Below are 25,640 nucleotides of genomic sequence, written 5' to 3'. Positions count from 1 at the left end.
CGATGCTAGGCGTGGGCCCGTGAACGCCGCATCCAGATACGTGCGAACGCACATGTCGGATGAACAATGCGGGTGCGTATTGCGGGGTCGCGTGCTACGTCGTCGTCCGACCAAAGGGATACCACTGCGCGCGCGACGGGGCGCAATGTCCCTCGGGGACAGCAATTAACACGAAGGAGTGGTTGGCGCATCGCGCCACTGCGGACACAATAGGGGTTCCCTTCTTCACGCCCGCACCGGAGTAACGCCATGTCCGACATCAAGGAAGCCAAAGTCCCCGATATCGGTGACTATGACGGCGTACCGGTGATCGAGATCCTGGTCGCCGTGGGCGACACGGTGAAGAAGGACCAGGGCCTGGTCACGCTGGAGTCGGACAAGGCGACCATGGAAGTGCCGTCGCCGTTCGCCGGCGTGGTGAAGGAGATCAAGGTCAAGCTGGGCGACGAGATCGCCGAAGGCGCCGTGGTGGCGCTGATCGAAACCAGCGAAGGCGCTGCCGAGGCCAAGCCCGCCGCCGCACCCTCACCGACCGCCACGGCTGAAACCGGCGCGAAGGTCGAACCGGTCGCCGTGTCGCCGACGCCGGATAAGATCGCCCAGCGCGAGATCGCGCAGGAGCGCGCCTCACCCGCCGTGGCGCCCGCCGCCTCGCGCGTGCTGGACGACAAGCCGGGCATCGATCCGGAAGCCTCGCCGCCGCGTACGCCGCCGGTCGAATTCAACGCCGACCGCGTGCTCCCCGAGAAGGTCGCCTACGCCAGCCCGGCCGTGCGCCTGTTCGCGCGCGAACTGGGCGTTGACCTGAATCAGGTGAAGGGCACCGAGCGCGGTGGGCGCATCAGCAAGGAAGACGTGCAGAAGTACGTCAAGGGTGCGCTGGCCGGCGGCGTGTCGGCGCCTGCCGCTGCGGGTGCGCCGGTCGCCGCCGGTGGCGGGCTCAACCTGCTGCCGTGGCCGAAGGTCGACTTCAGCAAGTTCGGCGAGACCGAGGTCGTCGCGCTGTCGCGCATCAAGAAGATTTCCGGCGCCAACCTGGCCCGCAACTGGGCGATGATTCCGCACGTCACCCAGCATGACCACGCCGACATCACCGACCTGGAAGCGCTGCGCGTGGCGCTGAACAAGGAGAACGAGAAGGCGGGCATCAAGCTGACCATGCTCGCCTTCCTGATGAAGGCCAGCGTCTCGGCGTTGAAGAAGTTCCCCGACTTCAATGCCTCGCTCGATGCCAGCGGCGAGAACCTCACGCTGAAGAAGTATTTCCACGTCGGATTTGCCGCCGATACGCCGAACGGCCTGGTCGTGCCGGTGATCCGCGACGTCGACAAGAAGGGCGTCAACGAGATCGCGCAGGAAAGCGGCGAACTGGCGAAGAAGGCGCGAGACGGCAAGCTCGGCCCGGCCGAGATGTCCGGCGGCTGCTTCTCCATCTCCTCGCTGGGCGGCATTGGCGGCGTGGCCTTCACGCCCATCGTCAACGCACCGGAAGTCGCCATCCTCGGCGTGTCCAAGTCGTCGATCCAGCCTGTCTGGGACGGCAAGCAGTTCCAGCCGCGCTTGATGCTGCCGCTGTCGCTGAGCTACGACCACCGCGTGATCGACGGCGCCGCTGCCGCGCGCTTCACCGCCTATCTCGCCCAGCTGCTCGGCGACATGCGCCGCGTGCTGCTGTAAGGAGACCGAGACCATGGCGAACACGATCGAAGTCAAAGTCCCCGACATCGGCGATTACAGCGATGTGCCGGTCATCGAAATCCTGGTCGCCGTCGGCGACACGGTGAAGAAGGACCAGGGCCTGGTCACGCTGGAATCGGACAAGGCCACGCTGGAAGTGCCCTCGTCGGCCGCAGGCGTGGTGAAGGAACTCAAGGTCAAGCTGGGCGACGCGCTGTCCGAAGGCAGCGTCGTGGCGGTGCTGGAAGCCGAAGGCGCCGCCGTCTCCGCACCCGCGCCGGCCGCACCTGCGGCCCCTGCAACGCCGGCCCCGACGCCGGCTGCCGCGCCTGCGCCTGCTGCCCCGGTCGCAGCACCCGCTGCCTCCGGTGGCGGCGGCCTGATCGAAGCCAAGGTGCCCGACATCGGGGACTACGATGGCGTGCCGGTCATCGAGATCCTGGTCGCCGTCGGCGACACGGTGAAGAAGGACCAGGGCCTGGTCACGCTGGAATCGGACAAGGCGACGATGGAGGTCCCGTCGCCTGCGGCCGGTGTCATCAGAGAGATCAAGGTCAAGCTCGGCGATGAACTGGCCGAAGGCAGCCTCGTCGCGATCCTGGAAGGCGAGGGCGCTGCCGCGGCGCCGGCCAAGTCCGCTCCCGTCACGCCGTCGCCCGCCGCCCCTGCCGCACCGGCCACCTCGGCGCCGAAGCCGGCGCTTGGCACCGGCAAGACGGCCGACATCGAATGCCGCATCGTCGTGATCGGTTCGGGCCCTGGCGGCTACACGGCGGCGTTCCGCGCGGCGGACCTCGGTCTCGACACCGTGCTGATCGAGCGCTACGAAACCCTGGGCGGCGTCTGCCTCAACGTGGGCTGCATCCCGTCGAAGGCGCTGCTGCACGCGGCGGCGCTGATCGACGAGGCCTCGCATTCGGACGACATCGGCATCAGCTTCGGCAAGCCGAAGATCGATATCGACAAGCTCCGCAGCTTCAAGCAGGACAAGGTGGTCGGCCAGTTCACCAAGGGCCTGGCCGGCATGGCCAAGCAGCGCAAGGTGCGCACGGTGACCGGCGTGGCGAAGTTCGTCTCGCCGAACGAGCTCGAGATCGTCGGCAGCGATGGCAAGGCACAGCTGCTGCGCTTCGAGCAATGCATCATCGCCGCCGGTTCGCAGGCGGTGAAGCTGCCGAACTTCCCGTGGGACGATCCGCGCGTGATGGATTCCACCGATGCGCTGCAGCTGGCCGAGGTGCCGAAGAAGCTGCTCGTGGTCGGCGGCGGCATCATCGGCCTGGAAATGGCGACGGTGTACCGCGCGCTGGGCAGTGAAGTGACCGTGGTCGAGTTCATGGACCAGCTGATGCCGGGCGCCGACAAGGACCTGGTGAAGCCGCTGGCCGATCGCCTGAAGAAACAGGGCGTCATCGTTTACCTCAAGACCAAGGCCGCCAAGGTCGAGGCGTCGAAGAAGGGCATCACCGTCGGCTTCGAGAGCGCCACCGAAGGTCAGGCGCCGGAACTGGCGTCGGGCACGTTCGATCGCGTGCTGGTCGCGGTGGGCCGTTCGCCCAACGGCGGCAAGCTGGACGCAGAGAAGGCCGGCGTGACCGTCACCGACCGCGGCTTCATCCCGGTCGATGCGCAGATGCGCACCAACGTGCCGCACATCTTCGCCATCGGCGACCTGGTCGGCCAGCCGATGCTGGCGCACAAGGCGACGCACGAGGGCAAACTGGCGGCGGAAGTGGCCGCCGGCGAGAAGAAGGAGTGGGTGGCGCGCGTGATCCCGTCGGTGGCCTACACCGATCCGGAAATCGCCTGGGTCGGCGTGACCGAGACCGAAGCCAAGGCCAAGGGCCTGAAGATCGGCGTCGGCAAGTTCCCGTGGGTGGCGTCGGCGCGTGCGGTCGGCATCGGCCGCGGAGAGGGCTCCACCAAGCTCATCTTCGACGAGCACACCCATCGCATCATCGGCGCCGGCATCGTCGGCGTGCATGCAGGCGACCTGATCGGCGAACTGGCGCTGGCGATCGAGATGGGCGCGGAAGCCGGCGACATCGGCGCGACCATCCATCCGCACCCGACGCTCAGCGAATCCGTGGCGATGGCGGCCGAGGTCTACGAAGGCACCATCACCGACCTGTACATTCCGAAGAAGAAGTGATCCGCCTGCTCGCCCGAGTCTGTTTGGCGGGCGTCTTGTTGGCCGCCAGCGCTGCTGCGCTGGCGTGCCAGTGCGGTCCGGTGGGTTCGCGTGATCTCGACGATCTTGCCGCGCGAAATGCTTACGTGGCCTTGGTCCGGGTTTCCGCTGTCGAACTTGTGCGTGAATCCGCGTTGCGAAATTTTCTCGGCGACACTCCGTCATCAGCCAGGTTGTACGGAATGCCGTATCAGATCGGCGGGGTGGTTGCCCGCTACGTGCTAGTGGAGCAGATAAAGGGCAAGGCGCTCACCGCTATACCCCGATTGGAATACCCGTTGGGGAATAATTGTATGAGTGGTGTAGCGCCGGGAGATTTCCTGCTGCTGTTTTGGGATCGGCCCGGCACCGTGCTCGAACCCACCACATGCGAGCCGCGCATCGTCAATCTCGGAGAGTGGTTGGGCACCCGCCAGCTGATGTTGAAGGATCTTCGGGAAAACGCCGCCTCAGGTCGCTCCATGCATCCCTGTGACCTGGAGTCGGGGCTGTCGGTCGATGACGCGACATGTATCCAGCGCAGAAAGGAGTCCATGGCGTTGGATAAGTCGCTGGGCAACCCTTAGCCGGTCCGCACCGGCGTCGAACGCGTCAGACAGGCAACGGAACGGTTCTCGCGGCACGCCGCGCCTCGATCCGCTTCCATACCTTCTCGTGGAAGTGGAAAACGACGGTATTGCAGGCCGGTTCGATCAGCGCCAGCGCGCCGCCCACCAGCAGGCTGCCGGTGAACAGGTAGCCCAGGGTGAAGGCCACCGAGAAATGCAGGATCGCGAAGCTCAGGGTCTTGTTCACGGCGGGGCTCCAGATGAGAACAGGTCTCAAGTATGGGCGCCCCGCACGTGCCGTCCAATGAAACATTTCGCTGGGATCGATAAGCGAGATCTATCGATAGGGCCGGATCAGAACCGGAATGTCACGCCTGCCATGGGTCCGTGGACCTTGAACTGGCCGGTCAGCTTGCCGGTGACCTCGACGGTTCCGACACCGGACTCGGGCGGCGCCTCGAAGGATCCGCGATAGTCGTTGGCGAGCTTGAGGCGGAACCAGTCATAGCCGACGTGAATCCCCAGGCGCTCGGTGACCAGGTACTCGAGGATCAGGCCGCCGCGCTCGAAATGTCCGCGCTCCTCGACGAAGTCACCCCAGCGCGTGTCCAGGTACTGGGCCTGGGCCTCGATACGCAGTCGCTCGGTCGGCGCCCAGCTCACGCGGGTGTGCAGGTTCGGCGAGGTCCCGTCCTTCTTCCAGCGGAAAGACTCCCACTGCGGATCGATCTCGCCCGTGCCGGTGCTGGTACCGGTGCCGCGCGCCTCCAGCACCGCGTGGGTGACGCCGGCGCCAAGGCCCCACTGGAAGCGCGGGGTGTCGATGACCGCGAACTCGTAATTCAGGCTGGCCAGTTCGAAGCTCAGGCGGCCGTCGACGTCGATGGCGGGGATTTCGACCGGTTCGCCGGGAATCTCGACCTCGTCGAAAATGTTGCCGGGGTCGACCCAGTCGCCATCGAAGTTCCACGACTGGTTGCGACGGTAGTCGTAGTAGTTCAGGCGCAGCGACTGCCGCGGCGACATGGCGAAGGCAAGCTCGCCGCGCGGCCGCCAGCGGCCATCGGAATCGATGCCGCCCGCCGCCGCCAATTCCTCCGTGCGCTCGCCGTCGGTGGCGACGCCGGTACCGTCGAAGCGGATGTTGGCCTCGGGATTGAAGGCGGACAGGCGGACTTCGAAGCGGGCGTCGTCGCTGAAATCCTGCGCGGCGGCGGTGGTGGCGAGCAGCGCCAGCGGCAGGCAGGCGAGCAGGGAAACGAAGGCGGGGGTGTTGCGGGGGCAGGGCCGGTTCATGGGCGCTCCATGCGTCGAGGGGGAGCACTACCTTCATGGCCCACGGGTCGTCATCGGGTGAATTGGATGAACGTCACGCCCGGCGACGTCTTCCCGATGCCACAAAAAAGTGAAGCCCCGGGGGCAGCCGGGGCTTCGTGGAAGGCCTGTGGCGGAGCATCGGACGAGGAAGTTGAGCAGCAGGCCTTGCAAGGACTGACAGGGAGTTTCCGGCAAAGTTCCGGAGAATTCCCGGGAAAATTCTGAACAGGGGAAACGGTTACACGCAGGCGGCGCAAGGGCTGCGGGCGGCGTGTGCCCCTGAGGCCCGCTTTCTACCTTTGGCGGTTGTCCCGGAAATTGTCCCGCTGCTATACTTTTGCGGCTCGGCGAGGCGCTTTACCGCCTTGTACCCCGCCAATTCCGTAGGGCTTTCGTGTGCTGAATTCCGTCGCTACGGGCCGGCGGCTAGTGTTGCGCGCCGCTGTCTGGCAGACGGGCGCGGTGCTGCTGGTCGCGCTGCTGTTCCTGCTCCGGGGCGTGCCCCAGGCGGTCGCGGCGGCGGTTGGAGGGCTGGCGATCGTGGCCAGCGCGCTGCTGGCGGCCTGGATGGCCTTCGGTGGCGGCGTGCTCGGGGCCGTCTCGGCGGTGCTGAGGCTCGTCGCGGGCATGGTGGTGAAGTGGGTCGTGGTGATCGGCGTGCTGGTGGTTGGCGCGGGGCTGTACAAGCTGCCCCCGCTGCCTCTCCTGGCAGGCGTGATCACCGGACTGGTGGCACAGGTGCTGGTCGCGACCGGCAAGCAGCGATAACCCAACTAGAAAGGTTTCCGACTCATGGCGGGCGAGGCTCTTACTCCCACCAGCTACATCCAGCACCACCTGAAGAACCTCACGGCCCAAGTGGGTGGCGACGGTCCGTTCTGGACGATCAACGTCGACACCTTCGTGACCGCCGTGCTGATGGGGCTGCTGATCGTATTCGCGTTCTGGCTGGCGACCCGCAAGGCGACCGCCGGCGTGCCGGGCAAGTGGCAGGCCTTCGTCGAGATCATGCTCGAGTTCGTGGACAAGCAGGCCCGCGACACCTACCACGGGACCAGCAAGCTGGTGACGCCCATCGCGATCACCATCTTCTTCTGGATCCTGATGATGAACCTGCTGAAGATGATCCCGGCAGACTTCATCGCCAAGCCGCTCGAGCTGATGGGCGTGCATTACTGGAAGCCGGTGCCCACCGCCGACGTCAACGCCACCCTGGGCATGTCGATCAGCGTGTTCTTCCTGATGATCGTCTTCGCGCTGCGCTCCAAGGGCCTGGGCGGCTTCACCCACGAGTTCCTGACGGCGCCGTTCGGCAAGTGGATGATGCCGTTCAACCTGATCCTCAACATCGTCGAATGGGTCAGCAAGCCCATCTCGCTGGCGATGCGACTGTTCGGCAACATGTTCGGCGGCGAGATCGTCTTCCTGCTGATCTGGGTGCTGGGCGGCGCGGGCATCGTCGGCATGCTCGGCGGCGCAGCATTCGGCCTGGGCTGGATGCTGTTCCACCTGCTGGTCATCCCTCTGCAGGCCTTCATCTTCATGATGCTGTCGATCGTCTACCTGAGCTTGTCGGAAGACAGCCACTAACGTTTCCGCTTCACCGTTCCCTTCGTACCATCCACCTTTCAAGCACTTAGTTCCGGAGATCACCATGGAAAGCATCCTCACCAACCTCGCCCAGGTCCAGGCTTCGACCGCCCTCGCCATCGGCATCATGATCGGCCTGGCCGCGCTGGGCGCCGGCCTGGGTCTGGCCATCATGGCCGGCAAGTTCCTGGAATCGGCTGCCCGCCAGCCGGAGCTGATCCCGGTCCTGCAGGTGCGCATGTTCATCACCGCCGGCCTGATCGACGCCGCGTTCATCATCTCGGTCGCCGTGGGCCTGCTGTTCGCCTTCGCCAGCCCGTTCATCACGATCTTCACCGAACAGCTGGCCAAGCTGGCGGGCTGATCCGTCGCGTGCACGCCTGACCGCGCGCTCCGGCCCGCGGTCAGTCACCAGGCGTAGCTGGGCCGGCGCGATGTGCGCGGGCCCTTCATCACCGGCAGGTTTACGATGAATATCAATCTCACTCTGTTCGCCCAGGCGCTGGCCTTCGCCGGCCTGATCTGGATCATTGCGACCAAAATCTGGCCGCCGCTGCTCGCTGCCATCGAAGAACGCCAGCAGAAGATCGCCGAAGGCCTCGCCGCCGCCGACCGCAGCCAGAAGGATCTGGCGCAGGCGCAGGAAAAGGTCAACGAAGCGCTGAAGGACGCCCGCGTCAAGGCCAACGAGATCATCGACCAGGCCCACGCGCGCGCCAACCAGATCGTCGACGCGGCCAAGAACGAGGCGATCGCCGAAGCCAACCGCCAGAAGGAACTGGCCCAGGCCGAGATCGAGGCCGCCGCCACGCGTGCCCGCGAGGACCTGCGCAAGCAGGTGTCCGCACTGGCCGTCAGTGGTGCCGAGAAACTGTTGAAGCGCGAGATCGACGCCAACGCCCACAAGGCGCTGCTCGACGAACTCGCCGCCGAAATCTGATCCGGACGATCTGACCGATGAGCCAGGCCCTGACCGTCGCACGCCCCTACGCCCGCGCCGCCTTCGCGACGGCGCGCGACGAAGGCAACTTCGCCGCCTGGTCGCAGGCGCTGGGTTTTGCCGCGCATGCCGCGGCGGACCCGCGCGTGGCCGCGCTGCTGCCGAATCCGCAGCTGCTGCCGGCGGACGCCGTGTCGCTGCTGTCGCCGGACGGCGCCAGCGATGCGTTCACCCGCTTCCTGGGCATCCTGGCCGATGCGCGCCGCCTGCCGCACTTGCCGGAGATTGCCGGCCTGTTCGAGGAGCTGCGCGCCGACGCCGAGCATGTCGTGAAGGCGAAGGTCACCTCCGCCACGGACCTGCCCGCCGGCGAACTCGACGTGATCAAGGCCGCCTTGAAGAAGCGCTTCGGTCGCGAGGTCGAGGTGGAGACGGCGGTCGACGCGTCGCTGATCGGCGGCGCCGTGATCGATGCCGGCAGCGTGGTGATCGACGGCTCGCTGAAAGGCAAGCTGGCGCGCCTGCAGTCGGCGCTGACGCACTGAATTCCCATTGAACCGCCGCGCGCAAGCGGGCACACAGGACTTACCCATGGCTACCACGCTCAACCCCTCTGAAATCAGCGACCTGATCAAGACCCGTATCGAGAAGGTCAAGCTGGCCGCGGAGTCGCGCAATGAAGGCACCGTCACCAGCGTGTCCGACGGCATCGTGCGCATCTTCGGCCTGGCCGACGTCATGCAGGGCGAAATGATCGAGCTGCCGAACAGCACGTTCGCGCTCGCGCTGAACCTGGAGCGCGATTCGGTCGGCGCCGTGGTCCTGGGCGACTACGAGCACCTGCGCGAAGGCGACGTGGCCAAGACCACCGGCCGCATCCTGGAAGTGCCGGTCGGTCCGGAAATGCTCGGCCGCGTCGTGAACGCGCTGGGCGAGCCGATCGACGGCAAGGGCCCGCTTGGCACCTCGCTGACCGCGCCGGTGGAGCGCGTCGCCCCGGGCGTGATCTGGCGCAAGTCGGTCGACCAGCCGGTGCAGACCGGTTACAAGTCGGTCGACGCGATGATCCCGATCGGCCGCGGCCAGCGCGAGCTGATCATCGGCGACCGCCAGACCGGCAAGACCGCGATGGCCATCGACGCCGTGATCAACCAGAAGGGCACCGGCATCAAGTGCGTGTACGTCGCGATCGGCCAGAAGGCTTCGACCGTGGCCAACATCGTGCGCAAGCTGGAAGAGAACGGCGCGCTGGCCCACACCGTGGTCGTCGCCGCCACCGCTTCCGAATCGGCCGCGATGCAGTACATCAGCGCCTACTCCGGCTGCACCATGGGCGAGTACTTCATGGACCGCGGCCAGGACGCCCTGATCGTGTACGACGACCTGTCCAAGCAGGCCGTCGCCTACCGCCAGATCTCGCTGCTGCTGAAGCGTCCGCCGGGCCGTGAAGCCTACCCGGGCGACGTGTTCTACCTGCACTCCCGCCTGCTCGAGCGCGCTGCCCGCGTGTCCGAGGAGTACGTCGAGAAGTTCACCGAAGGCAAGGTCACCGGCAAGACCGGTTCGCTGACCGCGCTGCCGATCATCGAAACGCAGGCCGGCGACGTGTCCGCGTTCGTGCCGACTAACGTGATCTCGATCACCGACGGCCAGATCTTCCTGGAAACCGACCTGTTCAACGCCGGCATCCGTCCTGCCGTGAACGCCGGCATCTCGGTGTCGCGCGTCGGTGGCGCCGCCCAGACCAAAATCATCAAGAAGCTGTCGGGCGGCATCCGCATCTCGCTCGCCCAGTACCGTGAGCTGGCCGCGTTCGCGCAGTTCGCCTCGGACCTGGACGAAGCCACCCGCAAGCAGCTGGAGCGTGGCCAGCGCGTCACCGAGCTGATGAAGCAGAAGCAGTACGCGCCGATGTCCATCGCCCTGCAGGCGCTGTCCATCTACGCCGTCAACGAGGGTTACCTGGACGACGTGCCGGTCAACAAGATCCTGGCGTTCGAAGATGCGCTGCACGCGCACTTCACCAACACCCAGGGCGCGCTGGTCGATACGGTCAACAGCACCGGCAACTGGAACGACGAGATCGAAGGCGCCTTCAAGAAGGGCATCGCCGAGTTCAAGCAGACCGGTACCTGGTAATTGCGTAGGGTGGGCCCCGGCCCACCGTTCGTAGGCAGGCGGATCGCAGGTCCGCCCGACGAAGACGAAACAAGCGAGCGAGACATGGCAGGCGGACGCGAAATCAAAACCAAGATCAAGAGCGTGCAGAACACCCGCAAGGTGACGCGCGCGCTCGAGATGGTCTCGGCCTCCAAGATCCGCAAGGCGCAGGACCGCATGAAGACCTCGCGCCCGTACGCGCGGGCGATGAAGCAGGTGATCGGCCACCTGGCCCAGGCCAATACCGACTACCAGCATCCCTTCATGGTGGAGCGCAAGGACGTCAAGCGCGTCGGCTTCATCATCGTGTCGTCCGACCGCGGCTTGGCCGGCGGCCTTAACAACAACCTGTTCCGCAAGATGCTCGGCGAGATCCGCCAGTGGAACGAGAAGGGCGTCGAGGTCGACGTGGTCACCATCGGCCAGAAGGCCTCGGTGTACTTCCGCCGGGTCAAGGTCAACATGCTGGCCAGCGTGTCCCACCTGGGCGATGCGCCCAAGCTGGACCAGCTGATCGGCGTGATCAAGGTGATGCTGGACGCCTACACCGAAGGCTCGCTGGACCGCGTGTTCGTCGTCTACAACGACTTCGTCAACACGATGACCCAGCGCGCGGCGTTCGACCAGCTGCTGCCGCTGCCCGCCGCGGAAACGCAGGTCGCGCACCACGACTGGGACTACATCTACGAACCCGATGCCGAGACCGTGCTCGACCACGTGATCACGCGCTACATCGAGTCGCTGGTGTACCAGGCCGTGCTGGAGAACATCGCGTCCGAGCATGCGGCGCGCATGGTGGCCATGAAGGCCGCCAGCGACAACGCCAACAAGCTCATCGGCACCCTGCAGCTGGTCTACAACAAGGCTCGCCAGGCGGCGATCACCCAGGAAATCTCCGAAATCGTCGGCGGCGCGGCGGCAGTCTGACGCGCGTAGTCACAAGAATTCATCTAGAGGAATGCAGCAATGAGTCAGGGCAAGATCGTTCAGATCATCGGCGCGGTGGTTGACGTCGAATTCGCGCGCAACGAAGTGCCGAAGGTGTACGACGCGCTGAAGGTGGAGAACACCGCCATCACGCTCGAAGTGCAGCAGCAGCTCGGCGACGGCGTCGTGCGCACCATCGCCCTCGGTTCCACCGACGGCCTGAAGCGCAACCTGGTCGCCGTGAACACCGACAAGGCCATCTCGGTGCCGGTCGGCGCGGGCACGCTGGGCCGCATCATGGACGTGCTGGGCAACCCGATCGACGAAGCCGGCCCGGTGCAGGCGTCGGATCATTGGGAAATCCACCGTTCGGCCCCGTCGTACGAGGACCAGTCCTCGGCCACCGACCTGCTGGAAACCGGCATCAAGGTCATCGACCTGATGTGCCCGTTCGCCAAGGGCGGCAAGGTCGGCCTGTTCGGCGGCGCCGGCGTCGGCAAGACCGTCAACATGATGGAACTGATCAACAACATCGCCAAGGCGCACTCGGGTCTGTCCGTGTTCGCCGGCGTGGGCGAGCGTACCCGCGAGGGCAACGACTTCTACCACGAGATGAAGGACTCCAACGTCCTCGACAAGGTGGCGATGGTGTACGGCCAGATGAACGAGCCGCCGGGCAACCGCCTGCGCGTCGCGCTGACGGGCCTGACCATGGCCGAGTACTTCCGCGACGAGAAGGACGCGTCCGGCAAGGGCAAGGACGTGCTGCTGTTCGTCGACAACATCTACCGCTACACGCTGGCCGGTACCGAAGTGTCGGCACTGCTCGGCCGCATGCCGTCGGCCGTGGGTTACCAGCCGACGCTGGCCGAGGAAATGGGCGTCCTGCAGGAGCGCATCACCTCGACCAAGACCGGTTCGATCACCTCGATCCAGGCCGTGTACGTGCCCGCGGACGACCTGACCGACCCGTCGCCGGCCACCACGTTCGCCCACTTGGACGCGACCGTCGTGCTGAGCCGCAACATCGCTTCGCTGGGTATCTACCCGGCCGTGGACCCGCTCGACTCGACCAGCCGCCAGCTGGACCCGAACGTCATCGGCCACGAGCACTACGACACCGCGCGCCGCGTGCAGTCGACGCTGCAGAAGTACAAGGAACTGAAGGACATCATCGCCATCCTCGGCATGGACGAACTGTCCGAAGAAGACAAGCAGGCCGTGTCGCGCGCCCGCAAGATCGAGCGCTTCTTCAGCCAGCCGTTCCACGTGGCCGAAGTGTTCACCGGCTCGCCGGGCAAGTACGTTTCGCTCAAGGACACGATCCGCGGGTTCAAGGCGATCGTCGACGGCGAGTACGACCACCTGCCGGAGCAGGCGTTCTACATGGTCGGCGGCATCGAAGAAGCGGTCGAGAAGGCCAAGAAGCTCGCCGAGAAGGCGTAAGCACGCAGGGTGGGCCCAGGCCCACCTTCGTGGCAACCGGCGGCGGCCCCAGGCCCGCCCTACACGGCAAAGAGAGTTCCATGAGCACCATCCGTTGCGACATCGTCAGCGCCGAGCAGGAAATCTTCCACGGTGAAGCCACCCTGGTCGTCGCCACCGGCGAGCTGGGCGAGCTCGGCATCGCGCCGAAGCACGCGCCGCTGATCACCCGCCTGAAGCCGGGCAAGGTGGTGGTGACGCTGGCCAGCGGCGAGCAGCTGGACTTCGCCATCTCCGGCGGCATCCTCGAGGTGCAGCCGCAGGTCGTGACCGTGCTGGCCGACACCGCCGTGCGCGCGACCGACATCGATGAGGCGCAGGTCCGCAAGGCCAAGGAAGAAGCCGAGCGCGTGTTGTCCCACAAGGACCCGAAGATGAGCGTGGAAGAAGCCCAGGCCCAGCTGGCCATGAGCATCGCCCAGCTCAGCGCGCTGGAGCGCCTGCGCAAGAACCTCAAGCACTGAGGTCCACCGCTTCCGCACCATCGACAACGCCGGCCTAGTGCCGGCGTTGTCGTTTCGTAGCGTGCGCCATGCGCACGATCTGGCGATACCGCCCGCGCCACGCCTTCCCCGGCGCACCGCGGACCAGCCACGGCATCGTGCGCATGGCGCACGCTACACGCGGTCGATCAACGATAGACCACGTGCCGCCAGAGGAAGAAGGCCACAAGGGCCAGCACGCCTTCCACCAGCGGTTTGGCCAGCCAGGCGTGCGCCAGGCCCAGCGACGTGGCCACCCAGGTCACCGCCAGCGTGCTCGCCACCGTCAGTGGCACCCACACCAGCAGGAACTTGGCGAAGCGCCACCAGCCCAGGCGTGCGGCACCCTCGCTCGCGAAGGTCACGCGTCCGTTCAACCAGAAGCCGAGCAGTGCGCCGCCCACGCGGCTGGCGAGATTCGCCGGCGCCGCCGCTACGCCGAGCGCGGTCAGCGCCACGAACAGGGCCCAGTCCACCAGCAGCTGCAGCGCGCCGATGATGAGGAAGCTGCCGCCCTGGCGAAGCAGGACGTGCCTGGAAGACGGAGAGGCCATGCAGCGATGGTAACCCCGGTCGCGCACCGCTTGCCGTGTAAGATGCCCGCGCCCGTCGTCGACCGGACCGTCGCCTTGCGCATCGCCGTACTGATTCCCTGCCACAACGAAGCGCCGACCGTGCAGAAGGTCGTCGCCGATTTCCGCGAGGCGCTGCCGGAGGCCGAGGTGTGGGTGTTCGACAACGCCAGCGCCGACGCCACCGCCCTGCTGGCGGCGCAGGCCGGAGCACAGGTGCGGCATGTACTTGCGAAGGGCAAGGGCAACGCGGTGCGGGCGATGTTCCGCGACGTCGATGCCGATATCTACGTGATGGCGGACGGCGACGATACCTATCCTGCATCCGCCGTGCGGTCGCTCATCGAGGATATTGCGGAGGGACGGGCCGACATGGTCGTGGGCACGCGGCTGGAGTCGCACGATCGTGCCTCTTTCCGTCGCTTCCACGGCATCGGAAACCGACTCGTGCGCGGCTGCATCAGCGCCCTGTTCGGCCACCCGGTCCGCGACGTGCTGTCCGGCTACCGCGTGTTCTCGCGTCGCTTCGTGAAGTCCATGCCGGTGCTTTCGCGCGGCTTCGAGATCGAGACCGAAATGACGGTGTTCGCACTGGCCAATGGCTTCGTGCTGTCCGAACGGGTCATCGAGTACGGCACGCGCCCCGATGGCAGTGAATCCAAGCTCGACACCTACCGCGACGGGATGCGGGTACTGAAGACGATCCTGTTCCTGTTCAAGGACATGCGGCCGCTGCTGTTCTTCGGCGTGCTGGCGGCGGCATGCATGGTATCCAGTCTTGGATTCGGCGCCATCGTCATCCATGAGTTCGCGCGCACGGGCCTGGTCACCCATCCATCAACCGCCGTGCTCGCGGTCGCATTCGCCTTGGTCGGGGTGGTGTCGATCGCGACCGGGCTGATCCTGGATACCGTCAACCGGCGAACGAACGAGATCCAGCGGCTGATCACCGACCAGGTGCTGTCGCAGCGCAGACCGTAGGCGTGGGCGTACCCCGTGCCAGCGGGCAGAGCGCAAGGTCCCCCAGGCTTGTCGACACGGGAAGACAGGGGCCCTGAGCGACCAGACCGTAGGCACCCAACGCCTCGTTCGCCGCTGGCGTGGAGGCCAAGCGAAGCAGGTAGACCGGTCCTTCATGCGACCGAACGCGTTGTTCGGCCGCCACCTGCAACCCCGTGCAGCGCGTCGGCGCCATGAAATTGTTGCGAATCGATACCGCGGCGATTCGCCGAGGCAGGTATGCGACGGCGTACGCCATCGGATCATCGTCCGCCAGCACCACGAGACTGTCGGCGGGCAGCGCCGGCATCCGTACCGACACCATGGGGGTGACGAAGGGCGAGCGACCCCAACTCGGTCGGTTGGTGGCTACGACCAGCAGAACGGCGAGCGCCACCATGGCAGGTCGTACATAGCGGGCTGGCAGCCGCGTCGATACGACGCCGAAGAGGGCGATGGAGCAGAGCAACTCCAGCGCGAACAGGTAGCGGTAGATGCCATAGAGCATTACCCACACGGCAAAGCTGACCAGCGCGAACGCGAGAAGGGCATGGGCGATCGGCATCGCGGCGGCGTCCCGCTGCCGTCCCCGCCACACCGATATCCACCACGCGCCAAGCGAGGCGAAGCCGAGCAGTACGCGGGGGTCGGCAAGCTTCCCTTCCGAGAAGCGGCTGCTGTCGGTCAGCAGATGGAACGGTACCAGCAGGGCATCGATGCCGTGCGGAATGAAACGGCCGTCCTTGTACGCCTGCGGCAGCGCGTCGACCGAACCGAACCAGTCATTGAAGTAGGGAAACAACGGGTTGCCATGCGCCTGCCAGAGGTGGAGTGCCCACGGCCCAGCCGTCAGTGCCGACCCGGCCAGGCCGCCGATCGCCAGCGCCAGGATGCGCAGCGGCAGCCCGCGCATCGGGCCACAGGCCAGGGCGGCCGCGATGAAGCCGATGCAGTACAGCGCGCCGGTGAGCTTCAGGCCCGCGCACGCGCCGGCCATCAGGCCCGCCGGCAGCCAGGTCGCCCATGCGTGGCGGCGTCCCTGCGAGTCCGCGATCCACCACAGCGCCGCCATCACGCCGGCCGCCACGACCGCATCATTGAACGTGGTACCGATGCTGGGCATCACCGCCGCTCCCGTGACGGCGGCCAGACCGGCCATCACGGTACGCGTGGCGCTGCGTCCCAGTGGCCACGCCAGGTCCAGCAGGCGCAGCGCGAAGAGGATCGCGATGAATGAAGGAAGTGCCAGCCACATCGATACGAGCCATCCGGGCAGACCCGCCTTCACCATCCAGGCGAAGGGAATATCGAGCGCCGGGTTGTGCCACGTCTGCAACTGCGCCGCCGCGATGTCATCGCCGAAGCGGCCGTCCAGCAGCGCGGATGGCGTATAGAGGTGGTAGTTGCGCAGGTCCCAGTTCGCGTCCTGCCCCTGCTTGAACAGCGCAAGCAGCACCAGCAGCAGTGCGACGACCCAGGCAAGCCGTCCGTCGCGGAGAGGGGTGGAGCGTATGTGCTGGGTCATGGGCAGGGTCGTGCGGGGACTGAGTTGATACCATCGCACCAAGGTCGAAGGCCGTCATCATCGTAATGGGAAACCACATGAAACCACTCCACGTCGTCATCCTCGCCGCCGGCGAAGGCAAGCGCATGAAGTCCGCGCTGCCGAAAGTGCTGCAGCCCATCGCCGGACGCCCGATGCTGGCGCACGTGATCGAGGCGGCGCGCGCGTTGTCGCCGGCCGGCGTGCATGTGGTCTACGGTCATGGCGGCGACCAGGTGCAGGCAGCCTTCGCCGACCAGCTGGACCTGCACTGGGCGCACCAGGCACAGCAGTTGGGCACCGGCCACGCCGTGGCCCAGGCGATGCCCGATGTCCCCGACGGCGCGCGCGTGCTGGTGCTGTACGGTGACGTGCCGCTGACGCGCAGCGAGACGCTGCAGCGCCTGCTCGATGCGCCCGGGCGGCTCGCGGTGCTGGTGGCCGAGCCGGTCGATCCGACGGGTTACGGACGCATCGTGCGCGACGAGGCGGGCCGCGTGGCCGCGATCGTCGAGCACAAGGACGCCGATGAGGAGCAGCGCCGCATCCGCACCATCAATACCGGCATCATCGCCGCCGACGGCAGTGCGTTGAAGGGGTGGCTGGCACGCCTGTCCAACGCTAACGCGCAGGGCGAGTACTACCTGACCGATGTCTTCGCGATGGCGGCGGAGGAATTCACCCCTGCGGAAATGGTGCTCGTGGGCGAGCCCATCGAGGCCGAAGGCGCGAACGATCCCTGGCAGCTGTCGCAGCTGGAGCGTGCCTACCAGGTTCGCGCTGCACGCGCGCTATGCGTGCAGGGTGCACGCCTGGTCGACCCGGCGCGCTTCGACCAGCGTGGCACGGTCACGGTGGGTCGCGACGTGCAGATCGACGTCGACGTGGTGCTGGAAGGCAAAGTCGAACTGGGCGATGGCGTCGTCATCGGCCCGTTCACGCGCCTGAAGGATGTTTCGCTCGCGGCCGGCACGCAGGTGCGCGCGCATTGCGACCTGGAAGGCGTCACCAGCGAAGGTGCCGCATTGATCGGCCCCTATGCGCGCCTGCGTCCCGGCACCGTGCTTGCCGATGGCGTGCACGTGGGCAACTTCGTCGAAACGAAGAACGCGCGCATCGGCGTGGGCAGCAAGGCGAACCATCTGACCTATCTCGGCGACACCGTCATCGGCACCGGCACCAACATCGGCGCCGGCACCATCACCTGCAACTACGATGGCGTGAACAAGTCCACCACGACGATCGGCGATCGCGTCTTCGTCGGTTCGAACTCCTCGCTGGTCGCGCCGGTGACGCTGGCGGATGGCGCCACCATCGGTGCGGGCTCCGTGATCTCGAAGAATGCGCCGGCCGACACGTTGACGGTGGCGCGTGCGCGCCAGGTCAGCATCGAAGGTTGGCATCGACCGGTGAAGAAGCCGAAGTGACGTAGGGCGGGCTCAAGCCCGCCATGGGTGGGGCATTCGGACGAAAGCCCGTTGAATCGGCATCGCGGCGGCCAGCCCTCACCCCTTGCCCTCTCCCGGAGGGAGAGGGGGAGTCGGTGCCATGCTGGTCCGGCTTCGGGTGCGGACGAGTGGATTCGGTGTCCGGGCTTTGGACAGATCAGTTTTCCGGCAACTGGATCGACACGCACAACCCGCCGCCGTCGCGGTTGTGCAGCGACAGCCGGCCGCCGTGCGCTTCGATGATCTCTCGGGTCAGCGCCAGGCCCAGGCCGGTGCCGTTGCGCTTGGTCGAATAGAACGGCACCAGCGCGTTCTGCAGCACGGCGTCGTTCATGCCGGTGCCGCGGTCCATCACCTCGATGCGCAGCCAGTCGGGCAGCCGCGTCAACCGCACGGACACGCCGTCGGCGGTCGTGCCGGATTCGTGCGCGTTCTTCAGCAGGTTGAGCAGCGCCTGCTCGAGCTGCGCGACGTCGATGCGGCCGTCGATCTCGGTTTCGGTCATCAGCAGTTCGAAACCGATCTGGCGCTGCAGGCCTTCGAAGAAGGCGCGCCAGTGCACTGTCTGCAGTTGCGGCGAGGGCAGCTTGGCGAAGCGCGCATAGCCGCGGATGAAGCCCTCCAGGTGGCGTGCGCGTTCTTCGATCGTGCCGAACACCTCCTCCAGGCGCTCGTATCGTTCACGGCGCACCAGCTCGGCACCGGAATGCGCGAGCGAGGCCACCGGCGCCAGCGAGTTGTTGAGCTCGTGGCTGATCACGCGGATGACCTTCTTCCAGGTCATCACCTCCTGGCGGCGCAGTTCGCTGGTCAGCAGGCGGAGCAGCAGCAGTTCGTGCGGGCGTCCATTGAGACGGAAAGTGCGGCGGGCGAGGTGGTACACCTGTTCCTCGCCGTCCTCTTCCTCGCTGCCGATGGCGAACAGGCTGTCACCGCCCCGGCCCAGTGCTTCGCGCATCTCGACCGGTGCCGCGGCGATCAGCGTGTCGTAGTCCTGTCCCTCGAGCTTCCAGCCGCTGTGCAGGAGCTTGCGGGCCGCGACGTTGGCGAAGATCACCCGACGCACCGCATCGCCTCCCGGGGCGATCAGCAGCATGGCGACGGGCGTGTTCTGCACCATGGTGTCCAGCAGCAGTTCGCGCTGCACCAGGCTCAGGCGCTGTTCCCGCAGTACCTCACCGAGTGCCGCGTGCGACCGCACCAGTTCGGCGAGTTCATCGTTGCCGCGCCAGTGGATGCCGAAGTTGTACTCGGCGTCGCGATAACTGTTGACGCTTCCGGCCAGGGCGCGGAACAGCGAATACGTGCTGCGCAGGCCGCGGCGTATCGCCCACATCGCCAGCGGCAGCACGATGATCGCGGACGCCAGTACGGCGACGACGTCGTCGCCGATCCAGTGCGACAGCAGCACCGGCAGCACCACGGCCAGTGCCAGCAGCGGCAGCAGCCAGGACAGGATGCGGCCGGCGAGCGAGCGACGCATCATGGGGCCTTGATGCCGAAGCGTTCCATGCGCCGGTACAGGGCCTGCCGGCTCATGCCGAGGTCCGCCGCCGCCTGTGCGATGACACCACCGGCGCGCGCGATGGCGGCTTCGATATCGGTACGCTCGGGTTCGGCGGCGACCGCGGTGCGCACCGGCGCCGGTCGCGGCAGGTTGAGATCGGTGGCTTCGATGCGCTCGCCCATCGCCAGCAGGCCGGCGCGCTGGATGACGTTGCGCAACTCGCGCACGTTGCCGGGCCATGCGTGGCGCAGCAACGCGGCGCGTGCGCTCTCGCCCAGTGGCTTGTCGGCGGGCCGGAAACGCTCGGCCAGCGGCAGGATGTCGCCGGGACGCTCGGCCAGCGGCGGCAGCGCGAGCTCGATCGCATTGAGGCGGTAGTAGAGATCTTCGCGGAAGCCGCCCTCGCGGATCATCGCGGGCAGGTCGGCATTGGTCGCGCTGATCACGCGCACGGTGACGTGGCGCTCGCGGTTGGAACCCAGCCGTTCGAAGCGGCCCGTCTCCAGCACGCGCAGCAGCTTCATCTGGCCGGTGAGCGGCAGGTTGCCGATCTCGTCCAGGAACAGCGTGCCGCCGTCGGCGGCTTCGAACTTGCCCTCGCGAGCCTTGTTGGCGCCGGTGTAGGCGCCGGCGTCGGCGCCGAAAAGCTCCGCTTCGATCAGCTCCGACGGCAGTGCGCCGCAGTTGAGCGTGACGAACGGGCCGGACTTCACGCTGGAATTGGCCTGGATGATCTCCGCGATCTTCTCCTTGCCCGCGCCATTCGGCCCGGTGATCAGCACCGGCAGGTCGGAGCGCGCGACTTGGCAGGCGAGCGCGACCACGCGCTCGCTGGCGGGATCCTCGAACACCAGGTTGCGCAGGTCGTACCGGCTGGACAGCTGGTCGCGGCCGCGCCGTTCGCGGCTGCGGCGGCGCTCCAGTTCGGTGCGCGCTTCGGCCAGTTCCAGCAGCGTGTTGACCGTGGCCAACAGCTTGCGGTCGTCCCAGGGTTTGGCGACGTAGTCGGCTGCGCCGGCCTTCACCAGGTTCACCGCGACTTCCAAGTGCGTCCATGCGGTCAGCAGGATCACCGGCATGTCTGGCCACTGCATGCGGATGTCGGCGAACAGCTGTTCGCCCTCCGCGCCGGAGGTGGTGTCCTGGGTGAAGTTCATGTCCTGGATGACCAAGTCGACCTGCTGCTCGCGCAGCACCGCCAGCCCCGCGTCCGGCGATTCCGCGTGCAGCGTGTCGATGTCGTGCAGGGAGAACAGGACTTCCAGCGCCGTACTGACGGCGAGGTTGTCGTCGATGACGAGGATGGTGGGCATGGTGTGGCGGACCGGGGCTTGAGGCGGGTAGCACGTAGCGAGGAGGGAGTGGAGCGTAACGAGGAACGAGGAACGAGGGGCGTTGCGTCCTCTCGCTCCCCGTTCCTTCGCACGCGCTCCCTGCGCCCGGTCGAGTTTACGCGGTACGCGTGGCGACCGCCGGCGGCACCGAGGCCGCCTTGCGTGCGGGGCCGTAGACCGCCACCTGGCCCAGCAACCACAGCAGCACGGCGCCGACGGGCAGGTACAGCAGCGGCAGGCGGGGCAGCTCGTACTTGCCCATCAGCAGCTGGTTGATGCCGTAGGCCAGGATCATGCCGATGACGATGCCGATGGTCGCCAGCAGGAAGTTCTCGGTCAGGAAGTAGCGCAGGATCTGGCCCTTCGTGGCGCCCAGCGCCCGGCGGATGCCGATCTGCTTGGTGCGCTGCTGCACCCAGAAGCTGGCCAGCCCGACGATGCCCAGCGCGGTGACGACCAGCAGCGAGATGATCACGGTGATGAGCAGCCAGGCCATCGCGCGATCGCCGCGGTAGTAGTTGTGCTTGATGTCTTCGAACGTCCCGTCTCGCAGCACCAGGCGGCGGGCACTGTTCTTCTCCAGCGCCGCCAACGCGGCCTTTATCACCTCGGTGCGGCGTTCCGGTGCGGTACGCAGCACGAACGTTCCCATGGTCAGGTCCTTCGCGGGCAGGATCATGGTGAAGCCGCCTTCGGCCGGCCCGCCGTTGTCGTTGGTGCGGATCAGCCGATCGACCACGCCGACCACGCGGTGCGGCGCGTTGTCGGTATTCCATGAGTAGATGTTCTTGCCGACGGCACTCTCGCCGGGAAACAGTTTGTTCGCCAGCTCCCGGCTGAGGATCACGGCCGGCATCACGAACTTGGCGTTCTGCTTGTTGATCTCGGTCCAGCTGACGTATTCGTCCGCGTTGAAGTCGCGGCCTTCCACCAGCTTCAGGCCGAGCGTCTCGACGACCGCATCGCCAAGATAGATGTTCGCCTGCGCACTGGGACGCTCCTGTTCGGGCGCGAGCTGGATGGAGCTGTTCCACGACGAGTTGTCGAACGGCACATGGTTGATGCTGCCGGCGGCCTTGACGCCCGGCAGGGCGCGCAGGCTGGCGACGTCCTGCCTGACCAGCGCATCGGCATTGGGATCTTCGCCGAGGTTGCCCATGCTGATCCGCACGATCTCCTCGTTCGCCAGTCCGGTGGGGCGATCGATGCGCTCCAGCCGCTGGGTGATCAGGAAGACCGCGTTGCAGATGATGGCGCACGACAGCGCCACTTCCAGCACGATCAGGGCGGCGGCCGTCTTGTGGCGGGCCAGGGTGGAAAGGATGGGGCGGATGTCCATGACGTGCCTCTTGGATGGATGGGTCACTGGCTCTTGAGCTGGATGGCGGGCGTCACCTGCATCGCGCGCCAGGCGGGCAGCATGCCGGCGAGCAGGCTGGCGACGATCGCCAGCGCGAAGGTGGCCAGCAGCATCTTCAGGTCCATGTGCGCGAGGTCGGCATAGCCTGCCGGTTGCTGGCGGACCGCCAGCAGGCCGAGCCAGGCGAGTACCAGGCCAAGCACGCCGCCGACCAGGCCGACGGTGCCGGCTTCGACCAGGCATTGCGCGAAGATGGCCTTGCGGGTCGCCCCCAGTGCACGCCTTACGCCGATCTGCGACGCGCGGCCGAGGAATTTCGCCAGCAGCAGACCCACCGTGTTGAGCAGGCAGACCGCCAGGAAGCCGAACGCCAGCCACATCTGCAGGCGCACGTCGCCAGGCACCGCGCCCTGCTTGTCCAGCCACTGCATCACGTTGTGCAGGTCGACGTTGGTGGCGCGCTCGAAACGGCCCGCCGCCCGCTGCTGGTCGGAGTAGTTCTGCAGGTACTGCTTGTAGGCCTCGACCTTGGCCGGCGTGCCCAGTTCCACCCAGTACTGCAGCCATGAACACGGTGCGTTCGGGCCCTGCGAGCCTTCCTCGTCCGCGCTCGAGTCGCCCCAGCAGTTCATGTTGCCCTGCGTGCCCATCTTCACGGCGCGGGAGGTCCAGAAGGGCACGAACAGCTGCTCGACCTCGGTGAAGCGGTCCTGGGTCATGTCGTAGAACTTCGGTGCCGGGCGCCACTCGTCCAGCACGCCGATCACGCGGAAGGTCGCACCGGACGCCTTGATGTCGCGACCGACGCTGTTCGCGCCGCCGAAAAGCTTCTCGTTGAGCGCCTTGGAAATCACCGCCACGCGCGCCCGCGATTCGTCGTCCGCCGCCGACCAGCCGTTGCCGTAGCGGAACGGCACGTCGAACATCGGGAAGAAGTCGGCGGTGGTGTAGCGCGCATCGACGCGGAAGGGTTCGATGCGGCCATCCTCCGTTTCGATCGATGAAGCACCCCCGGTCATGAAGGCCTGGCGGTCGCCCTTCTTGTCGCGCAGCAGGTGTTCGGCGTCGTAACGCGTGAACTGGTCCTCCGGCTCGTCGCCCGGCGTGAAGCCGTTCGCCGATCGCGGGTCGATGCGCGGATAGAACAGCTTGTCGCTCTTCTGCGGGATCGGGTCGCCGGACAGCACGTAGAACACGGTCAGCGTGGTCATGCTGGCGCCGATGCCCAGCGCGATGGCCAGCACCATCAGGAAGGTCAATGCCTTGTTGCGCTTGAAGCTGCGCAGCGCAAGGGAGAAGTAGTAGCCGAACATGCGTGGCTCCGTAGGGTGGGCCCTGGCCCACCATGGGGTTGTCTTGGGTCTGTCTGCGGTGGGCCGGGGCCCACCCTACGCGGACGCGTTGGCTTCGGCGGCGTGGGCCGCGCGCATCAGCGCGGGCTCCACCGACAGGTCGGTGGCCATGCCGTCCACGATGTGCACATTGCGCTGCGCTCGCGCGGCGAGTTCCGGATCGTGCGTGACCATGATGATGGTCGTGCCCTGGCGGTTGATCTCTTCGAGCAGCTCCATCACGCCACGCGCCATCTGCGAATCGAGGTTGCCGGTCGGTTCGTCCGCCAGCAGCAGGCGCGGGCTGCCCGCCAGTGCGCGCGCGATCGCGGTGCGCTGCTGCTGGCCGCCCGACAGTTCGGCGGGGAAGTGCTTCATGCGCGAACCCAGGCCGACGCGCGCCAGTGCGTCTTCGATGCGCTGCTTGCGCTCGGCGGCCGGCATGCCGCGGTAGCGCAGCGGTACGTCGACGTTGTCGAACAGGTTGAGGTCGGGGATCAGGTTGAAGCCCTGGAAGATGAAGCCGATCTTCTGGTTGCGCAGGCGCGAGCGCGCGTCGTCGCCCAGGTGGCTGACGTCCTGCCCGTCGAGGAGGAACTGCCCGCCGGTGAACGTCTCCAGCAGCCCGGCGATGTTGAGGAAGGTGGTCTTGCCGGAACCCGACGGGCCGGTGACCGCGACGAACTCGCCCTCGCGGACATGCAGGTCCAGGGAACGCAGCGCGTGCGTTTCCACCTGTTCGGTGCGGTAGACCTTGGCGACTTGGCGCATCTCAAGCATGGCGGGTTCCTTCTTCGGGTTCTGGTGCGGAATGGATGGCGGGGGAGGGGCGTGGGGGAGCAGCGTGTGGAGTAGGGGAGATCAGTTGACCGAGACGCGCTCGGCATCGCCGAACAGGTCGCTGCCGGAGACGACGACCTTGTCGCCGGGCTGCAGGCCACCGAGCACTTCGATGTTGCTCAGGCTGCTGACGCCCAGTTGCACGGGACGGCGCACGGCGGAACTGCCGTCCATGACGTAGGCGTAGCGACCGCCGCCCTGTTCCAGGAACGGACCCCGTTCGACCATCAGCACGTTGCGGCGCGTATCCATCAGGATGCGTGCGGCCAGGCGCTGGTTCTGGCGCAGGCCCGGCGGCTGCTTGTCGGAGAAGCGCAGGCGGGTGACGACTTCGCCATTGACCACTTCCGGCGACACCGCGGAAATCTCGCCCGGGTACGGTTGGCCGGCGCTGGTGAGCGTGGCCGGCATGCCGATGGCGAGGTCGCGCGCGAAACTCTCCGGCACCTTGATCTCGACTTCGAACACCGACAGGTCCACCACGCTCAGCACGGGCGCGTTGATCGCCACGTTGGAGCGCTGCACGGCCTGGATCTGGCCGACCTGTCCGTCGAACGGCGCGCGCAGGGTCAGGGCATCGACCTGGCGCTGCACCTCGGTCACCACGGCGCGCTGGCGTTCGGCCAGCAGCTGCTTGTTGCGCGCATCCAGGCCCGCACCCTGGCCCTGCAGGCCGGCGTCCTTGCGTGCGTGGGACAGTGCGATCTCGGCCTTGCGCAGGTTGTCCTGCGCTTCCAGCACGTCGACCTGCGGCACCGCTCCGCCGTCGTAGCCACGCTGGTAGCGCTGCAGGGTGCGCTCGGCGGCCTGGCGTTCGATCTCGGCCTGGTCGAGCGCCTTCTGCGCATCGGCGCGGGTGACGCTGGCATCCAGCGTGGCGCGGCTCGCTTCGGCTTCCAGGCCGGCCAGGGTGGTCTGCTCCTGCGCCAGCTTGCTGCGCAGTTCCGGGCTGTCGATCTCGGCCAGCGGCTGGCCCTTGGCGACCTTGTCGCCGGCCACGACCTTCAGCGTGACCACGCCCCCGGCCACGGCATACAGGGTGGGGCTGTTGGCGGCAATCACGCGGCCGTCGGCGGCGATGTCGCGGACCAGGTCGCCGCGCGTCACTTCGGCGATGCGCAGGCGCGCCCCGTCGATGGACGCGGTGCCCGACAGCCAGCCCCGTGCGGCGAACACGATGCCTGCCAGCAGCAGGGCGCCGCCGGCCGCGGGCCATACCCAGCGGCGCCAGGCCGGACGGGTCTGCGAGGAGCTGAGCACTCGGTCTTGCGCGGAGGTGTCCCGAATCATCGGCGGCATGCGTTCTGTGGAATGACCTGCAGGTATCAGCAGGATGCGTGCCAAACGCAAGCGATTGATTCGCAAGGGGGTTGTCCGGGACTGGAGGCT

The 25,640-nt window shown here is 66.8% G+C and carries 25 protein-coding genes; 15 read left to right on the top strand and 10 right to left on the bottom strand.

Annotated elements, in window-relative coordinates; translation table 11 throughout:
• Window positions 1-249: 249 nt before the first annotated feature.
• From ACSQ19_RS05745 to ACSQ19_RS05735, 3 genes are read left to right on the top strand one after another with little or no spacing between them, the layout of a single operon-like run.
• Window positions 250-1,677: a dihydrolipoyllysine-residue acetyltransferase gene (locus tag ACSQ19_RS05745; protein WP_436000541.1), complete on the top strand. Its 1,428-nt coding sequence runs from the start codon at window positions 250-252 to the stop codon at window positions 1,675-1,677.
• 13 nt (window positions 1,678-1,690) lie between these two features.
• Window positions 1,691-3,829, top strand: coding sequence for a dihydrolipoyl dehydrogenase (gene lpdA, locus ACSQ19_RS05740; RefSeq protein WP_436000539.1), 2,139 nt, complete (start codon window positions 1,691-1,693; stop codon window positions 3,827-3,829).
• Complete coding sequence (locus ACSQ19_RS05735; protein ID WP_299345722.1) at window positions 3,826-4,434, top strand: hypothetical protein; 609 nt, start codon at window positions 3,826-3,828, stop codon at window positions 4,432-4,434. The genes lpdA and ACSQ19_RS05735 overlap by 4 nt, the downstream gene beginning before the upstream one ends.
• A 25-nt stretch (window positions 4,435-4,459) precedes the next feature.
• On the opposite strand, the gene ACSQ19_RS05730 is transcribed toward ACSQ19_RS05735, so the two are convergent.
• Together ACSQ19_RS05730 and ACSQ19_RS05725 are read right to left on the bottom strand one after the other, a co-directional pair.
• Window positions 4,460-4,663 carry a DUF2061 domain-containing protein gene (locus tag ACSQ19_RS05730; protein ID WP_299345725.1) on the bottom strand — a complete coding sequence of 68 codons (204 nt, stop codon included), beginning with the start codon at window positions 4,661-4,663 and terminating at the stop codon, window positions 4,460-4,462.
• 107 nt (window positions 4,664-4,770) lie between these two features.
• A complete protein-coding gene (locus ACSQ19_RS05725; protein WP_299345728.1) occupies window positions 4,771-5,712 on the bottom strand; it encodes a hypothetical protein in 942 nt (313 codons plus the stop codon).
• A gap of 66 nt (window positions 5,713-5,778) precedes the next feature.
• Between ACSQ19_RS05725 and ACSQ19_RS05720 the strand changes: the two genes are divergently transcribed.
• From ACSQ19_RS05720 to ACSQ19_RS05675, 10 genes are all read left to right on the top strand, one after another.
• Complete coding sequence (locus tag ACSQ19_RS05720) at window positions 5,779-5,958, top strand: hypothetical protein (protein ID WP_299345730.1); 180 nt, start codon at window positions 5,779-5,781, stop codon at window positions 5,956-5,958.
• Window positions 5,959-6,165: 207 nt separating this feature from the next.
• A complete protein-coding gene (locus ACSQ19_RS05715) occupies window positions 6,166-6,501 on the top strand; it encodes a hypothetical protein (RefSeq protein ID WP_436000536.1) in 336 nt (111 codons plus the stop codon).
• 24 nt (window positions 6,502-6,525) lie between these two features.
• The gene (gene atpB, locus ACSQ19_RS05710; protein WP_299345736.1) at window positions 6,526-7,323 is read left to right on the top strand and encodes a F0F1 ATP synthase subunit A; all 798 of its coding nucleotides are present in this window, start codon (window positions 6,526-6,528) and stop codon (window positions 7,321-7,323) included.
• Window positions 7,324-7,387: 64 nt separating this feature from the next.
• A complete protein-coding gene (gene atpE / locus ACSQ19_RS05705; protein WP_055939490.1) occupies window positions 7,388-7,687 on the top strand; it encodes a F0F1 ATP synthase subunit C in 300 nt (99 codons plus the stop codon).
• A 105-nt stretch (window positions 7,688-7,792) separates the two neighbouring features.
• Window positions 7,793-8,263: a F0F1 ATP synthase subunit B gene (locus tag ACSQ19_RS05700; RefSeq protein WP_299345739.1), complete on the top strand. Its 471-nt coding sequence runs from the start codon at window positions 7,793-7,795 to the stop codon at window positions 8,261-8,263.
• Between the two features lie 17 nt (window positions 8,264-8,280).
• Entirely contained in the window at window positions 8,281-8,808 is a 528-nt protein-coding gene (locus ACSQ19_RS05695) for a F0F1 ATP synthase subunit delta (RefSeq protein WP_436000532.1), read from the top strand.
• A 46-nt stretch (window positions 8,809-8,854) separates the two neighbouring features.
• Complete coding sequence (gene atpA / locus ACSQ19_RS05690) at window positions 8,855-10,402, top strand: F0F1 ATP synthase subunit alpha (protein WP_296281474.1); 1,548 nt, start codon at window positions 8,855-8,857, stop codon at window positions 10,400-10,402.
• Window positions 10,403-10,486: 84 nt separating this feature from the next.
• On the top strand, window positions 10,487-11,350 hold the full coding sequence (atpG, locus tag ACSQ19_RS05685; protein WP_093489856.1) for a F0F1 ATP synthase subunit gamma: 864 nt from the start codon (window positions 10,487-10,489) through the stop codon (window positions 11,348-11,350).
• Between the two features lie 39 nt (window positions 11,351-11,389).
• Entirely contained in the window at window positions 11,390-12,796 is a 1,407-nt protein-coding gene (gene atpD, locus ACSQ19_RS05680; RefSeq protein ID WP_299345745.1) for a F0F1 ATP synthase subunit beta, read from the top strand.
• Window positions 12,797-12,876: 80 nt separating this feature from the next.
• Window positions 12,877-13,299, top strand: coding sequence for a F0F1 ATP synthase subunit epsilon (locus ACSQ19_RS05675; protein WP_093489858.1), 423 nt, complete (start codon window positions 12,877-12,879; stop codon window positions 13,297-13,299).
• A gap of 167 nt (window positions 13,300-13,466) precedes the next feature.
• Here the strand turns inward: ACSQ19_RS05675 and ACSQ19_RS05670 are convergent, their stop codons facing one another.
• Entirely contained in the window at window positions 13,467-13,871 is a 405-nt protein-coding gene (locus ACSQ19_RS05670) for a GtrA family protein (protein ID WP_299345748.1), read from the bottom strand.
• A 42-nt stretch (window positions 13,872-13,913) separates the two neighbouring features.
• Here ACSQ19_RS05670 and ACSQ19_RS05665 point away from each other — a divergent pair, with 42 nt between their 5' ends.
• The gene (locus ACSQ19_RS05665; RefSeq protein ID WP_299345751.1) at window positions 13,914-14,870 is read left to right on the top strand and encodes a glycosyltransferase family 2 protein; all 957 of its coding nucleotides are present in this window, start codon (window positions 13,914-13,916) and stop codon (window positions 14,868-14,870) included.
• Here ACSQ19_RS05665 and ACSQ19_RS05660 read toward each other — a convergent pair.
• Window positions 14,836-16,413, bottom strand: coding sequence for a hypothetical protein (locus ACSQ19_RS05660; RefSeq protein ID WP_436000526.1), 1,578 nt, complete (start codon window positions 16,411-16,413; stop codon window positions 14,836-14,838). The genes ACSQ19_RS05665 and ACSQ19_RS05660 overlap by 35 nt on opposite strands.
• Before the next feature lie 77 nt (window positions 16,414-16,490).
• On the opposite strand from ACSQ19_RS05660, the gene glmU reads away from it, so the two are divergent.
• Window positions 16,491-17,858 carry a bifunctional UDP-N-acetylglucosamine diphosphorylase/glucosamine-1-phosphate N-acetyltransferase GlmU gene (gene glmU, locus ACSQ19_RS05655; protein ID WP_299345757.1) on the top strand — a complete coding sequence of 456 codons (1,368 nt, stop codon included), beginning with the start codon at window positions 16,491-16,493 and terminating at the stop codon, window positions 17,856-17,858.
• A 178-nt stretch (window positions 17,859-18,036) separates the two neighbouring features.
• On the opposite strand, the gene ACSQ19_RS05650 is transcribed toward glmU, so the two are convergent.
• The 6 genes from ACSQ19_RS05650 to ACSQ19_RS05625 form a co-directional block, all read right to left on the bottom strand.
• Window positions 18,037-19,365: a sensor histidine kinase gene (locus tag ACSQ19_RS05650; protein ID WP_343229820.1), complete on the bottom strand. Its 1,329-nt coding sequence runs from the start codon at window positions 19,363-19,365 to the stop codon at window positions 18,037-18,039.
• Complete coding sequence (locus ACSQ19_RS05645; protein WP_299345760.1) at window positions 19,362-20,699, bottom strand: sigma-54-dependent transcriptional regulator; 1,338 nt, start codon at window positions 20,697-20,699, stop codon at window positions 19,362-19,364. Before ACSQ19_RS05645 ends, ACSQ19_RS05650 begins: the two co-directional genes overlap by 4 nt.
• A 136-nt stretch (window positions 20,700-20,835) precedes the next feature.
• Complete coding sequence (locus ACSQ19_RS05640; protein ID WP_296281487.1) at window positions 20,836-22,059, bottom strand: ABC transporter permease; 1,224 nt, start codon at window positions 22,057-22,059, stop codon at window positions 20,836-20,838.
• Window positions 22,060-22,082: 23 nt separating this feature from the next.
• The gene (locus tag ACSQ19_RS05635) at window positions 22,083-23,393 is read right to left on the bottom strand and encodes an ABC transporter permease (protein WP_296281488.1); all 1,311 of its coding nucleotides are present in this window, start codon (window positions 23,391-23,393) and stop codon (window positions 22,083-22,085) included.
• A 75-nt stretch (window positions 23,394-23,468) separates the two neighbouring features.
• A complete protein-coding gene (locus ACSQ19_RS05630) occupies window positions 23,469-24,191 on the bottom strand; it encodes an ABC transporter ATP-binding protein (protein WP_299345764.1) in 723 nt (240 codons plus the stop codon).
• Between the two features lie 81 nt (window positions 24,192-24,272).
• A complete protein-coding gene (locus ACSQ19_RS05625) occupies window positions 24,273-25,541 on the bottom strand; it encodes an efflux RND transporter periplasmic adaptor subunit (RefSeq protein ID WP_299345968.1) in 1,269 nt (422 codons plus the stop codon).
• Window positions 25,542-25,640: the final 99 nt, after the last annotated feature.

This window comes from Pseudoxanthomonas sp. LjRoot127, assembly GCF_964253495.1.
Classification (GTDB): domain Bacteria; phylum Pseudomonadota; class Gammaproteobacteria; order Xanthomonadales; family Xanthomonadaceae; genus Pseudoxanthomonas_A.
This window is presented reverse-complemented; position numbering and strand designations above follow the sequence as displayed.